Consider the following 12,190-nt stretch of genomic DNA (forward strand, 5'->3'; position numbering starts at 1 on the left):
AACAGGGGCCCATAACAGATTCAATGTTCTCCCAAGAGCCCTTAACAGGGGCTTGCCCGAAATCGGGCAGGATTCTTGCGAAACGGCCTGCGGTCCCCCAGGATCTACCGGGTGCACGACGAACTCGTTGATCACCTGACGCGCTCCACACCCCTGAGCCGGGGCGAAGCGCTGCGCGTGATCCAGGACGTTCTCGCCTACTTCGACGAGACGACCGAGGAGTACGTCCGTCGCCGCCACCGCGAGCTCCAGGCCCAGGGCATGGTGAACGCGGCGATCTTCGAACGGATCGGGGCGGACCTGAAATACCGCGCGGTGGCGCCGCCGGAGCTCACGCTCAGGCAGCTGCGCCGCCTGGTCTACGGCTGAGACTGAGGGATACACCTATATGTGCGGAATCGTCGGATACATCGGGAAGCGTGACGTGGCGCCCCTGCTGCTGGAGGGACTGCAGCGCCTGGAGTACCGCGGCTACGACTCCGCGGGCATCGTCGTCACCTCCCCGAAGACCACCGGTCTGAAGATGGTCAAGGCCAAGGGCCGGGTCCGTGACCTGGAGGCCAAGGTCCCGGCGCGCTTCAAGGGCACCACCGGTATCGCCCACACCCGCTGGGCCACCCACGGCGCCCCCTCCGACGTGAACGCCCACCCGCACATGTCGGCCGACAGCAAGGTCGCCGTCGTCCACAACGGCATCATCGACAACGCCTCCGACCTGCGCCGCAAGCTGGAGGCGGACGGCGTCGAGTTCCTCTCCGAGACCGACACCGAGGTCCTCGTCCACCTCATCGCCCGCGCGCAGGCCGAGAAGCTGGAGGACAAGGTCCGCGAGACCCTGCGGGTCATCGAGGGCACGTACGGCATCGCCGTGCTGCACGCCGACTTCCCCGACCGCATCGTGGTGGCCCGCAACGGCTCCCCGGTCGTGCTCGGTATCGGCGAGAAGGAGATGTTCGTCGCCTCCGACGTGGCCGCGCTGGTCGCCCACACCCGGCAGATCGTCACGCTGGACGACGGCGAGATGGCCACCCTCAAGGCCGACGACTTCCGCACGTACACCACGGAGGGCACCCGGACCACGTCCGAGCCGACCACCGTGGAGTGGGAGGCCGAGTCGTACGACATGGGCGGCCACGACACCTACATGCACAAGGAGATCCACGAGCAGGCCGACGCCGTGGACCGCGTGCTGCGCGGCCGCATCGACGACCGCTTCTCCACCGTGCACCTCGGCGGCCTCAACCTGGACGCCCGTGAGGCCCGCGCCGTGCGCCGGGTGAAGATCCTCGGCTGCGGCACCTCGTACCACGCGGGCATGATCGGCGCCCAGATGATCGAGGAGCTGGCCCGCATCCCCGCCGACGCCGAGCCGGCCTCCGAGTTCCGCTACCGCAACGCCGTCGTGGACCCCGACACCCTGTACATCGCGGTCTCCCAGTCCGGTGAGACCTACGACGTGCTGGCGGCCGTCCAGGAGCTGAAGCGCAAGGGCGCGCGGGTGCTGGGCGTGGTCAACGTGGTCGGCTCCGCGATCGCCCGGGAGGCGGACGGCGGCGTCTACGTCCACGCCGGCCCCGAGGTCTGCGTGGTGTCCACCAAGTGCTTCACCAACACCACGGTCGCCTTCGCGCTCCTCGCGCTGCACCTGGGCCGCACCCGTGACCTCTCCGTCCGCGACGGCAAGCGGATCATCGAGGGCCTGCGCCGGCTGCCCGCGCAGATCACCGAGATGCTGGAGCAGGAGGACGAGATCAAGAAGCTGGCCCAGGAGTACGCCGAGGCCCGCTCCATGCTCTTCATCGGCCGCGTCCGGGGCTACCCGGTGGCCCGTGAGGCCTCCCTGAAGCTCAAGGAGGTCTCCTACATCCACGCCGAGGCCTACCCGGCCTCCGAGCTCAAGCACGGCCCGCTGGCGCTGATCGAGCCCGCGCTGCCCACGGTCGCCATCGTCCCGGACGACGATCTGCTGGAGAAGAACCGCGCCGCCCTGGAGGAGATCAAGGCCCGCAGCGGCAAGATCCTCGCGGTGGCCCACCGCGAGCAGGAGAAGGCCGACCAGACGATCATCGTCCCCAAGAACGAGGACGAACTCGACCCGATCCTCATGGGCATCCCCCTCCAACTCCTCGCCTACCACACGGCCCTGGCCCTGGGCCGGGACATCGACAAGCCCCGAAACCTGGCCAAGTCGGTAACGGTCGAGTAAGCCCACAACACCGGCCGCACCCCCTAGGGGCGCGGGGAACGGCGCAAAACCCCCCACGAACCCGCACCCCACCACGAGGCCGGCGGGAGTCGACAGGGGCGCGGGGAACTGCGCAAACCCCCCACAAACCCGCACCCCACCACCGAGGCCGACCGGAGACAACAGGGGCGCGGGGAACTGCGCAAAAAACAGGACGGACCCCCACGCACGCCACCCGCGCGTGGGGCCCCGCCCTGTCGCCGGGGACCGCCCTGCCCCCCGGCCGGCGCAGCTCAACCGGTGGCCGTCACTCCCCGGCCGGCGGCGCGTCGCGGAAGGACGGTGGGCCAGTGCGCCAGCGCCGCGGTCGCCGCGTACCAGGCGACCGCACCCGCCGCGACGGCGACCCAGCCGCCCGCCTTGGCCAGGCCGTCGTTGTCCGCGAAGCGGCCGACGGCGAGCAGCACGAGCGAGACGCAGAACAACCCGTAGGTGCCCTGGCCGAGTTGGTCGCCCCCGGCCAGGGTGAGGGAGAGCGTCACGAGGGCGAAGAGCAGCAGGAACAGCCCCGCCGCGTTGTCGGAGACCTGGCCGCCGGCCGAGACGGCCCAGGTGAACCAGAGGGCGCCGAGCGCCGAGAAGGCCGTACCGGTGACCGTGTCGCGGTCGCGGAACGCGAACAGGCCGGCGACGAAGAGGGCAACTCCGCCGACGTAGTGGGCGAGTGACACGGCGTCAGCCGCCGTCACTCCGTCCAGGACGCCGGTGTTGCCGAGGCCGAAGGCCAACAGGGTGATTCCCAGGGCGAGTCGGCCGGCGATCGTAGTGGTGGTGCTTCCCGCGGAGACGTCGTTGTCCACGGCGGGCTCCCTTCCTGCGTGCGCGGTGGTGCGGTGAGCGATATATGCCCTTCACAAAGGCACAAACACCTCTACGCACGAGTAGCTTCAACAGGCGCACTACAGGCGACGGGCAGCGCCCAGGGCACAACTCACCTGGGAGAACCGCGGGTTACGGGATGACGATGACGGGCCGCTGTGCCCGCTTGGCGAGTCGCCCGGCGACCGACCCGAAGAGCCGGCCCACGAGACCGTGCGTGGAGCCGACGACGATGGCGTCCGCCTCGTACTCCCGCCCGACCTCCTCCAGTTCGTGGCAGATGTCCCCGCCGCGCTCGACGAGGATCCACGGCACTTCGGAGAGGTACTCCGCGCAGGCGAGTTCGAGGCCGAGGACCTCGGTCCTGTGGTCCGGCACGTCGACGAAGACGGGCGGTTCGCAGCCCGCCCACACGGTGGTGGGCAGCCGGTTGGCGACATGCACGATGATCAGGCCGGAGCCCGACCGGTGGGCCATGCCGATGGCGTACGCGAGGGCTCTCTCGCTGGAGGTCGAGCCGTCGAAGCCGACCACGACGCCGTGCTTGAAGGCGGGGTCGCAGGAATGGCGTGGCTCTTCCGCCGCCCGGGGCTCGGACGCCGTGTGATCGGCTACCGGCCGCTTGCGGTCCGCGGGTTCGAAGAATTCGTGACCGGCCATGAGTGTCTCGGCGTTAGATCCTCGTGGGAGGGACGACAGTGTGCGGCGGAGCTGTGTCCGGGAATCATCTTCCCAACCCCATACCCGCAAGGGTACGGCGGCACGCCTCCTTAGCCCAGTTCCCGCGCGTACTCCGCGGGGGTTCCCCGGAGCATGCACGAGGGGGCGCCCGTAACGCAATGGTCGCTGCGACGTACAGCCGGTTTCCATGGCATTCACGTGCCGTCACGGCTTCCGGCGGGGCCTGCGTTCCGGCCGGGGGCGGGCGGGAGGCGGGCGGAGGCCGGTCCGGAACCCGCCGCGGGCACCACCCGCGGGCCACCGGCGGCCCGGACGGCGGACCCGGGGCGCGGGAAGCGGGTGACACCCAGTGACCGACCCGGCCTACCCGCGTTGAACCCGCCGAGCCACGCCAGAGGGAGCACTGCATGCCCGCACCCCGAACGCCCTCCCAGGACACCGCGACGGACCTGGTCCGCTGGGCGGCCTTCAGCTGTGTCCTGGTTCCGGTGGTCCTGGTCTGGTACGGCACCTCCCTGGCCGGCGCCGCCGGCACCGCCTTCGGGCTCGCCGCGGTGACCGCCGTCTGCCGTATCCTCCTGCGCCAGTCCGAGCGCGGCGCGGCCCGCCTGCGCGAGGAGGAGGAAGCACCCCGGAGCGGACACCGTCAGCGGGGTGGCACGGGGGGCCACCGGGGCGGGCGTCACTCCGGGGGCAATACACCGGTCGCCTGACCGGTTTCCGCGCACGCGGCCGGTTCTTTTCAGCCAACTTCTCGGTTCGGCGCATTACCTCCCCCCACTCCCCCTCATCCCTGGTGCGACCTGCGAGAAAAGCCCTTCGGGGACCCCGCGCACCCTATGGGGATTGGCCACTGCGACAAGGCGCACTTCCCTGCACGGCCCGTGAGTGCAACGCTTCGTGATCGAATGCTTCACGCCAAGTTGCCATGTCGACAATGTGCCGAGTGCTGAAGTTGTCACGTCGGCACCACGCGACACAGTAGATTCGATCTTGACTGTCTTACGGCGGGGGACTCGTGCAGGACCGAGGGGAAACGTGCTGGAGCGACATGCCCGACAAGTTAGGGGCGACGCGACCACCGAGGGGGGCTTAGCAGTATGAGCCACGACTCCACCGCCGCGCCGGAAGCCGCGGCCCGGAAGCTTTCCGGGCGACGCCGCAAGGAGATCGTCGCGGTGCTGCTGTTCAGCGGCGGCCCCATCTTCGAGAGTTCCATACCGCTGTCGGTGTTCGGGATTGACCGCCAGGACGCCGGCGTGCCCCGCTACCGACTACTGGTGTGCGGCGGCGAGGAAGGCCCCCTGCGGACCACAGGGGGCCTGGAACTCACCGCACCACATGGCCTGGAGGCGATCTCGCGGGCGGGCACCGTCGTCGTGCCCGCGTGGCGTTCGATCACCTCCCCGCCACCGGAGGAGGCGCTCGACGCACTGCGCCGGGCGCACGAGGAGGGTGCCCGCATCGTCGGGCTGTGCACCGGTGCGTTCGTCCTCGCGGCGGCGGGCCTGCTGGACGGCCGTCCCGCGACCACCCACTGGATGTACGCGCCGACGCTGGCGAAACGCTATCCGTCGGTGCACGTCGATCCACGCGAACTGTTCGTCGACGACGGCGACGTGCTGACGTCGGCGGGTACGGCCGCGGGGATCGACCTGTGCCTGCACATCGTGCGCACGGACCACGGCAACGAGGCGGCCGGAGCCCTGGCCCGCCGCCTGGTGGTCCCGCCGCGCCGCAGCGGCGGCCAGGAGCGCTACCTCGACAGGTCTTTACCGGAGGAGATCGGCGCCGACCCCCTCGCGGAGGTCGTCGCCTGGGCGCTGGAGCACCTCCACGAGCAGTTCGACGTGGAGACCCTGGCGGCGCGGGCCTACATGAGCCGGCGCACCTTCGACCGCCGGTTCCGCTCGCTGACCGGAAGCGCACCCCTGCAGTGGCTGATCACTCAGCGCGTCCTGCAGGCGCAGCGCCTCCTGGAGACGTCGGACTACTCGGTGGACGAGGTCGCGGGCCGGTGCGGGTTCCGCTCGCCGGTGGCGCTGCGCGGTCACTTCCGCCGCCAGCTGGGCTCCTCCCCTGCCGCCTACCGGGCCGCGTACCGGGCCCGCAGGCCGCAGGCCGAGCGGCCCACGGCCGACGAGAGCGCCACGCACCCGTCCGGCATGCCGTCCGCGGTGGGCTCGTCCGGTGTGCCGGCCGCGCTGCACGCGGAGGGCGGCCCGCTTCCGCTGCAGACCCGCCGGACCGCGGCGGCGAGCTCGGTGGGGCCCTCGGCCTCGATGTCGACGGGCCCGGACAACGGGCGCGACGCGTACGTGCCGAGCAGGGCGAGTGTCCCGGGGCAGCGCAGCGGTACGTGAGGGTGACCGGCTGACGCCGGACGGGCCGGGTGAACCGGCCCGTCCGGCGTTCGGCTGCCGGAACCAAGGTCACGGCACGGTCGGCTCGGCGCACGACAACGAGCCTTAAGGTGAGACACATGAACGATCGCATGGTGTGGATCGACTGCGAGATGACCGGCCTCTCGCTGTCCGACGACGCGCTCATCGAGGTGGCCGCCCTCGTCACCGACTCCGAGCTGAACGTGCTCGGCGAGGGGGTGGACATCGTCATCCGCCCGCCGGACCGGGCGCTGGAGACGATGCCGGAGGTGGTGCGCCAGATGCACACCTCCTCGGGACTGCTCGACGAGCTGGCGGCCGGCACGACCCTGCCGGACGCCGAGGAGCAGGTCCTCTCCTACATCCGGGAGCACGTCAAGGAGCCGGGCAAGGCGCCGCTGTGCGGCAACTCCGTGGGCACGGACCGGGGTTTCCTGCTCCGCGACATGCCGACACTGGAGAGCTACCTGCACTACCGGATCGTCGACGTCTCCTCGGTCAAGGAACTGGCCCGCCGCTGGTACCCCCGCGCCTACTTCAACAGCCCCGAGAAGAACGGCAATCACCGGGCTCTCGCCGACATCCGCGACTCCATCGTGGAACTCCGCTACTACCGGGAGGCGGTGTTCGTGCCGCAGCCCGGACCCGACTCGGAGACGGCCCGCACGATCGCCGCCAAGCACGTCCTGCCCGCGCGGTAGCGGCCGCGCGCGGGCCCGGAGGGGCGCCCGGAAAGCCGGGCGCGAGCACCCCTTGGGACCCTGTACACTTTTTCTCAGCCGGTCGGGGAAACCACGCGATGAACCGCCGGTCATGGTGGGTGTAGCTCAGCTGGTAGAGCACCTGGTTGTGGTCCAGGATGCCGCGGGTTCGAGTCCCGTCACTCACCCTGAGTAGTCAGCCGGTGACCTTCGGAAGAAGGTCACCGGCTGACTTGCGTTGCGGGGAGGGCGCGGTGCGCGGGCCCCGCCCCCCGTCGCCCCCGCGCCCACGTCACGACGACGCCCGCTCCACCAGCTTCGTCGCCAGCACCACCTGCCGCCGCTCCAGGCCCCGGGGCACCGACGGACTGCTGTCCGCGATCTCGGAGAGCAGCAGGTCGATCATCCTGCGGCCCATCTCCTCGATGGGCTGGCGGACGCTGGTGAGCGGCGGATCCATGTGGCGCGCTATGGCCGAGTCGTCGTACCCGACGAGCGCCACGTCGTCGGGGATACGGCGGCCCTGCTCGCGCAGGACCTGCCGGGCACCGGCCGCCATGACGTCGGAGCCCGCGAACACCGCGTCCAGTCCGGGGCGCCGGCCGAGCAGCGCGGTCATCGCGCGGCGCCCGCCCTCCTCGGTGAAGTCCCCCGGTTCGATGAGCTGTTCGTCCGCGGCGTGGCCCGCGTCGCGCAGCGCCTCGCGGTAGCCGTCGACGCGGCGCTGGGCGCCGTACACGTCGAGGCGTCCGGTGATGTGCGCGATCTCGCGGCGACCGCGTGCCAGCAGGTGCTCGACGGCGGAGCGGCCGCCGCCGTAGTTGTCGGAGTCCACCGACGCCAGCGACTCGCGTGCCGACCTCGGGCCGCTGATCACGGCGGGGATCTCCAGCTGGGCGAGCAGGTCGGGCAGCGGGTCGTCGGCGTGCACGGACACCAGCAGGACGCCGTCCACCCGGTGCGCGGCCAGGTACTGGGCGAGCCGGCGGCGCTCCTTGTCGCTTCCCGCGAAGATCAGCAGGAGCTGCATCTCCGTGTCGGACAGCTCGGCCCCGACGCCCTTCAGCATGTCCGAGAAGTACGGCTCCGCGAAGAAGCGGGTCTCCGGCTCGGGGACGACGAGGGCGATGGCGTCGGTGCGGTTGGCGGCCAGGGCGCGGGCGGCCGTGTTCGGGACGTAGCCGAGTTCGGCGACCGCCGCCTCGACGGCCGCGCGGGTCGCGTCGCTGACCCGGGGCGAGCCGTTGATCACCCGGGAGACCGTGCCGCGACCGACGCCGGCACGAGCGGCGACCTCCTCCAGGGTCGGCCGGCGGCCGCCCCGGCTCCGCCCACTGCTGACCGCCATGGTCGCCGCCTTCCGTTCGCAGCATTCAGGCCAGGAATGTAACAGTCGCAGCCCCGGCCCTCCCCGGCCCATCCTCCCCCGTCGACCGGGGGTTTCTCTCCCCAGGGGGCGGAGAGACGCGGCGGGGCGCGGCCGGGCCCCGCCGGCCCGGCGCACCGTCCGCCACGCTCACGCGGGGGCGCCCCGGGACGACGTGCGGGGATCGGCCGGGGCGCGCCCACGGGCTCCGGCCGGTGCGGGGCTCACTCCTGTCCGGCGGCGGCCGGCAGCGCGTTCCCGCGGATCACCTCGGCGTACCAGTGGGCGCTCGCCTTGGGGATACGGCGCTGGGTGGCGTAGTCGACGTAGATGGCGCCGAAGCGCTTCGAATAGCCGTAGGACCACTCGAAGTTGTCCAGCAGGGACCACAGGAAGTAGCCGCGCACATCGGCTCCGTCGGCCACGGCCCGTCGGACGGCGTCCAGGTGGGAGTGCAGGTAGGCGATCCGCTGCGGGTCGTTCACCAGGCCCTCGGGAGAGACGTAGTCGTCGAAGGCGGCGCCGTTCTCGGTGACCATCAGCGGCAGCTGCGGGTGCGACGCGGCCAGGTCGGTCAGCAGGGTGTGCAGGCCGCTCGGGTCGATGGCCCAGTTCATCGCGGTGAGCTGGTCGTTGGCGAGGTGGAAGCCGACGTGGTCCGAGCCGGTCCACGGGGAGTGGTCGCTCGCGCCGTGGCCGTCGTTCTTGGTGCCGGTGCTGGCGGCGGCCGAAACCACCGTCGGGGCGTAGTAGTTGACGCCCAGGACGTCGATGGGGCGGGAGATCTCCTCCAGGTCGCCGTCGTGCACCAGCTCCGCCCAGTCGACGAGGTGCGAGGTGTCGGCGATCAGGTCCTCGGGGTAGACGCCGTCCAGGACCGGGCCGGTGAAGATCCGGTTGCCGACCGCGTCGATCCGGCGGGCGGCCTCGGCGTCCTCGGGGCTGTCGGTGAGCGGGCGCACCTGGTGCAGGTTGAGGGTGATCGAGGTCTGCGCGGACGCCGGCAGGTGGGTGCGCAGCGCTCCGACCGCGAGGCCGTGGGCCAGGTTGAGGTGGTGGGCGGCGCGCAGGGTGGCGGCCGGGTCGGTGCGGCCGGGGGCGTGCACACCGGAGCCGTAGCCCAGGAAGGCGCTGCACCAGGGCTCGTTGAGGGTGGTCCACAGTCCGACGCGGTCCCCGAGCGCGCGGCTCATGATCTCCGCGTAGTCGGCGAAGCGGTGCGCGGTGTCGCGCTGCGGCCAGCCGCCCGCGTCCTCCAGCTCCTGCGGCAGGTCCCAGTGGTAGAGCGTGGCGACCGGCTTGATGCCGGCCTCCAGGAGCTCGTCGGTGAGCCGGCGGTAGAAGTCGAGTCCGCGCTCCACGGCGGGGCCGCGGCCGGTGGGCTGGACCCGCGACCAGGAGATCGAGAAGCGGTACGCGCCCAGGCCGAGGTCCTTCATCAGCGCCACGTCGTCGCGGTAGCGGTGGTAGTGGTCGGCGGCGATGTCCCCGGTGTCCCCGTTGCGGACCTTGCCGGGGGTGTGGCTGAAGGTGTCCCAGATGGAGGGGGTGCGGCCGTCCTCCGCGGCGGCGCCCTCCACCTGGTAGGAGGCGGTGGCGGCACCCCATAGGAAGCCCGGCGGGAAGGAGGTGTCGGCGGCCGGCTTGGCCTTGGTCTCGGTTCGTACGGCAGTCATGGAGAGGACGCTCCCAAGTGGCGTGTGGAAGGGCCGGACAATGGTTCCGGCGATGGGGGAAGCGGACGGGGCACGGCTCTGGGCGCCCGGCCGGGCACGGCCCGTGTGCGGGGCGGGCCGTGCGGAGCGGCGATCGGGGGGCGCCGGGGTGTCGGGACCGGCACCCCGGCGACGGCCCGGGATCAGCCCTTGACGGCGCCCGCCATGATGCCGCCGACGATCTGCTTGCCGAAGACGACGAAGACCAGCAGCAGGGGCAGGGTGCTGATCAGCGCCCCGGCCATGACGATGCTCTGGTCGGGGGTGTAGGAGGCGCTGAGCTGGCCGAGCGCCACCTGGAGGGTGGGGTTCTCCTGGTTCAGGGCGAGGAAGGGCCAGAAGAAGTCGTTCCACGCCTGTACGAACGTCAGCATGCCGAGGACCATCATCGCGGGCCGGGCCGCGGGCAGGACCACGTTCCAGACGATGCGGATGTTGGTCGCCCCGTCCACCTTGGCCGCCTCGATGAGCTCGTAGGGCAGGGCCTCCAGCAGGTACTGGCGCATGAAGAAGACGCCGAACGCGCCGACCAGGGTCGGGAAGATCACCGACTCCAGCTTTCCGCCCCACCCGATGTCCGACATCATCATGAACAGCGGGACGACGCTGAGCTGCGGCGGAATCGTCAGGGTGGCGATGACCGCGGTCATCAGGGCGCCGCGGCCGCGGAAGCGCATCTTGGCGAAGGCGTAACCGGCGAGGGTGCAGAAGAACAGCGTGGCCGCGGTGATGCAGCCGGCCACGATGACGCTGTTGACGATGGCCTTCCCCAAGTGGGCCTGTTCCCAGGCCGTTTGGAGGTTGCTCCAGAGGCGGCCGCCCGGCAGGAACGGCGGCGGGCTGTCCAGGACCCGCTGCTGGTCGTGGGAGGCGGCCACCAGCGTCCAGTACAGCGGGAAGATCGAGCCCAGGCCGATGACGACCAGGGCGGCGTAGGTGAACGGCCCGCCCTTGAGGTGCTGGCCGGCGCCGAGCTTGAAACGGCTGCCGCTCCTGTCGGCGGAGGCGGGAAGCGGTGCCGGGGCGAGGTCCGGCACGGTGGTCTTGGTGGGACTGGTCGTGGTCATCGAAATCGCTCCCGTCAGGCCGCGCTCTTGCGCACGAACCGGCCGACGATCCAGTTGATCAAGGCGATGAGCAGCAGCAGGACGAGCATGGCCCAGGCCACGGCCGCCGCCGGACCCAGATGCCCCAGCTTCCAGCCGTAGTTGTAGAGGTAGATGCTGAGGGTCTCGTACTGGTGCTCGCTGCCTCCGACGGCGCCGATCGTGCCGCCCTGCAGCAGCAGCGGCTCACCGAACAGCTGCATGGAACCGATCGTCGAGATGACGATGGTGAACAGGATCGTCGGCCGCAGCGAGGGGATGGTGACCTTGCGGAACTGCTGCCAGCGCGTCGCACCGTCGATCGACGCCGCTTCGTACAGGTCGGTGGGCACGGCCTGCATGGCCGCCAGGTAGATCAGGGCGTTGTAGCCGGTCCAGCGCCAGATCACGATGACGGAGATGGCGATCTTGGACGTCCACTCGCCGTCGCCCCAGTCGGTGTTGCCGATGCCGACGAAGTGGAGCACCCAGTTGAGCAGGCCGCCGTCGGCCCGGAAGACCAGGGCGAAGACCAGGGCGGCGGTGGCCACCGAGGTGGCGTACGGGGTGAGGATCACCGTCCGCCAGAACGTGCTCGCGCGCAGCTTGTAGTTGAGCAGGTGGGCGAGGCCCAGGGCCACGAGGAGCTGCGGGACGGTCGAGATGACGCCGATCACGAAGGTGTTCGTGACGGCCGTCCAGAACTCGGAGTCCTGGAGGATCTTGACGAAGTTGTCGAGGCCGACCCATTCGGACTGGTCGAGGCCCGTCATCTCCACCCGGTGCAGGGCTATCCAGCCCGTGTACAGCAGCGGATAGAGCCCGAAGGCGCCGAAGATGAGGAAGAAGGGGGCGATGTACGCGTACGGCGACGCCTTGTCGTCGAAGCGCCACAGCCGCGTTCGCCACGCGCTGGGTGCGTTCGACGTGGCGCCGGAGCCGCCGGGTGGCGGGGTGTGGGCACCCCGTGTGGGGGTTGTGGTTGCCACGGAGGGAGTCCTTCCCTGGAGAGCTGGGCCGGGTGGGGGCGGGAGGCGAGTCGACGGGCCGGGTGCCGGTCCCGCCGCCTGGGCGGATCGGTACGGTGGCGAGCGGCCCGCGTCCCGGCGGTGACGTGGCACCTCCTGCTCGCGCGAAGCCCGTCACGCGGCTCGCGCCACGTCTTCGGACTCCGGTCACCGCCCCCGGACGACA

11 protein-coding genes and 1 tRNA gene are annotated in these 12,190 nt (G+C 71.0%); 6 read left to right on the top strand and 6 right to left on the bottom strand.

The features are described 5' to 3' along the window. Positions 1 to 111: 111 nt before the first annotated feature. On the top strand, positions 112 to 369 hold the full coding sequence (locus ABZT03_RS11380; RefSeq protein ID WP_356036848.1) for a hypothetical protein: 258 nt from the start codon (positions 112 to 114) through the stop codon (positions 367 to 369). 19 nt (positions 370 to 388) lie between these two features. Further along, positions 389 to 2,206 carry a glutamine--fructose-6-phosphate transaminase (isomerizing) gene (gene glmS / locus ABZT03_RS11385; RefSeq protein ID WP_356036851.1) on the top strand — a complete coding sequence of 606 codons (1,818 nt, stop codon included), beginning with the start codon at positions 389 to 391 and terminating at the stop codon, positions 2,204 to 2,206. Between the two features lie 272 nt (positions 2,207 to 2,478). Here the strand turns inward: glmS and ABZT03_RS11390 are convergent, their stop codons facing one another. After that, positions 2,479 to 3,045 (bottom strand): GPR1/FUN34/YaaH family transporter, encoded by a 567-nt coding sequence (locus ABZT03_RS11390; protein ID WP_356036853.1) that lies wholly within the window; start codon positions 3,043 to 3,045, stop codon positions 2,479 to 2,481. A 151-nt stretch (positions 3,046 to 3,196) separates the two neighbouring features. After that, entirely contained in the window at positions 3,197 to 3,724 is a 528-nt protein-coding gene (locus ABZT03_RS11395) for a universal stress protein (protein WP_356036856.1), read from the bottom strand. 428 nt (positions 3,725 to 4,152) lie between these two features. Here ABZT03_RS11395 and ABZT03_RS11400 point away from each other — a divergent pair, with 428 nt between their 5' ends. From ABZT03_RS11400 to ABZT03_RS11415, 4 genes are all read left to right on the top strand, one after another. Continuing rightward, positions 4,153 to 4,458 carry a hypothetical protein gene (locus tag ABZT03_RS11400; protein WP_356036857.1) on the top strand — a complete coding sequence of 102 codons (306 nt, stop codon included), beginning with the start codon at positions 4,153 to 4,155 and terminating at the stop codon, positions 4,456 to 4,458. Between the two features lie 387 nt (positions 4,459 to 4,845). Next, positions 4,846 to 6,108 (top strand): helix-turn-helix domain-containing protein, encoded by a 1,263-nt coding sequence (locus ABZT03_RS11405; RefSeq protein WP_356036859.1) that lies wholly within the window; start codon positions 4,846 to 4,848, stop codon positions 6,106 to 6,108. Between the two features lie 119 nt (positions 6,109 to 6,227). After that, the gene (gene orn / locus ABZT03_RS11410) at positions 6,228 to 6,830 is read left to right on the top strand and encodes an oligoribonuclease (RefSeq protein ID WP_356036861.1); all 603 of its coding nucleotides are present in this window, start codon (positions 6,228 to 6,230) and stop codon (positions 6,828 to 6,830) included. A 115-nt stretch (positions 6,831 to 6,945) separates the two neighbouring features. Further along, positions 6,946 to 7,018 (top strand) — tRNA-His (locus ABZT03_RS11415). Between the two features lie 104 nt (positions 7,019 to 7,122). On the opposite strand, the gene ABZT03_RS11420 is transcribed toward ABZT03_RS11415, so the two are convergent. The 4 genes from ABZT03_RS11420 to ABZT03_RS11435 form a co-directional block, all read right to left on the bottom strand. After that, positions 7,123 to 8,178 (bottom strand): LacI family DNA-binding transcriptional regulator, encoded by a 1,056-nt coding sequence (locus tag ABZT03_RS11420; RefSeq protein ID WP_356036863.1) that lies wholly within the window; start codon positions 8,176 to 8,178, stop codon positions 7,123 to 7,125. Positions 8,179 to 8,420: 242 nt separating this feature from the next. Then, a complete protein-coding gene (locus ABZT03_RS11425; protein ID WP_356036865.1) occupies positions 8,421 to 9,872 on the bottom strand; it encodes a GH1 family beta-glucosidase in 1,452 nt (483 codons plus the stop codon). A 182-nt stretch (positions 9,873 to 10,054) separates the two neighbouring features. Then, positions 10,055 to 10,978, bottom strand: coding sequence for a carbohydrate ABC transporter permease (locus ABZT03_RS11430; protein WP_356036867.1), 924 nt, complete (start codon positions 10,976 to 10,978; stop codon positions 10,055 to 10,057). 14 nt (positions 10,979 to 10,992) lie between these two features. Then, entirely contained in the window at positions 10,993 to 11,985 is a 993-nt protein-coding gene (locus ABZT03_RS11435) for a sugar ABC transporter permease (RefSeq protein WP_356036869.1), read from the bottom strand. Between the last annotated feature and the right edge of the window lie 205 nt (positions 11,986 to 12,190).

It is taken from the genome of Streptomyces sp. NPDC005574 (assembly GCF_040605435.1).
Taxonomy (GTDB): Bacteria; Actinomycetota; Actinomycetes; order Streptomycetales; family Streptomycetaceae; genus Streptomyces.

Bases quoted from the DNA above. Each gene is read 5' to 3' on its own strand.
- glmS (WP_356036851.1), top strand. From the start codon at position 389: ATGTGCGGAATCGTCGGATACATCGGGAAGCGTGACGTGGCGCCCCTG.
- ABZT03_RS11395 (WP_356036856.1), bottom strand. From the start codon at position 3,724: ATGGCCGGTCACGAATTCTTCGAACCCGCGGACCGCAAGCGGCCGGTA.
- ABZT03_RS11400 (WP_356036857.1), top strand. From the start codon at position 4,153: ATGCCCGCACCCCGAACGCCCTCCCAGGACACCGCGACGGACCTGGTC.
- ABZT03_RS11405 (WP_356036859.1), top strand. From the start codon at position 4,846: ATGAGCCACGACTCCACCGCCGCGCCGGAAGCCGCGGCCCGGAAGCTT.
- orn (WP_356036861.1), top strand. From the start codon at position 6,228: ATGAACGATCGCATGGTGTGGATCGACTGCGAGATGACCGGCCTCTCG.
- ABZT03_RS11420 (WP_356036863.1), bottom strand. From the start codon at position 8,178: ATGGCGGTCAGCAGTGGGCGGAGCCGGGGCGGCCGCCGGCCGACCCTG.
- ABZT03_RS11425 (WP_356036865.1), bottom strand. From the start codon at position 9,872: ATGACTGCCGTACGAACCGAGACCAAGGCCAAGCCGGCCGCCGACACC.
- ABZT03_RS11430 (WP_356036867.1), bottom strand. From the start codon at position 10,978: ATGACCACGACCAGTCCCACCAAGACCACCGTGCCGGACCTCGCCCCG.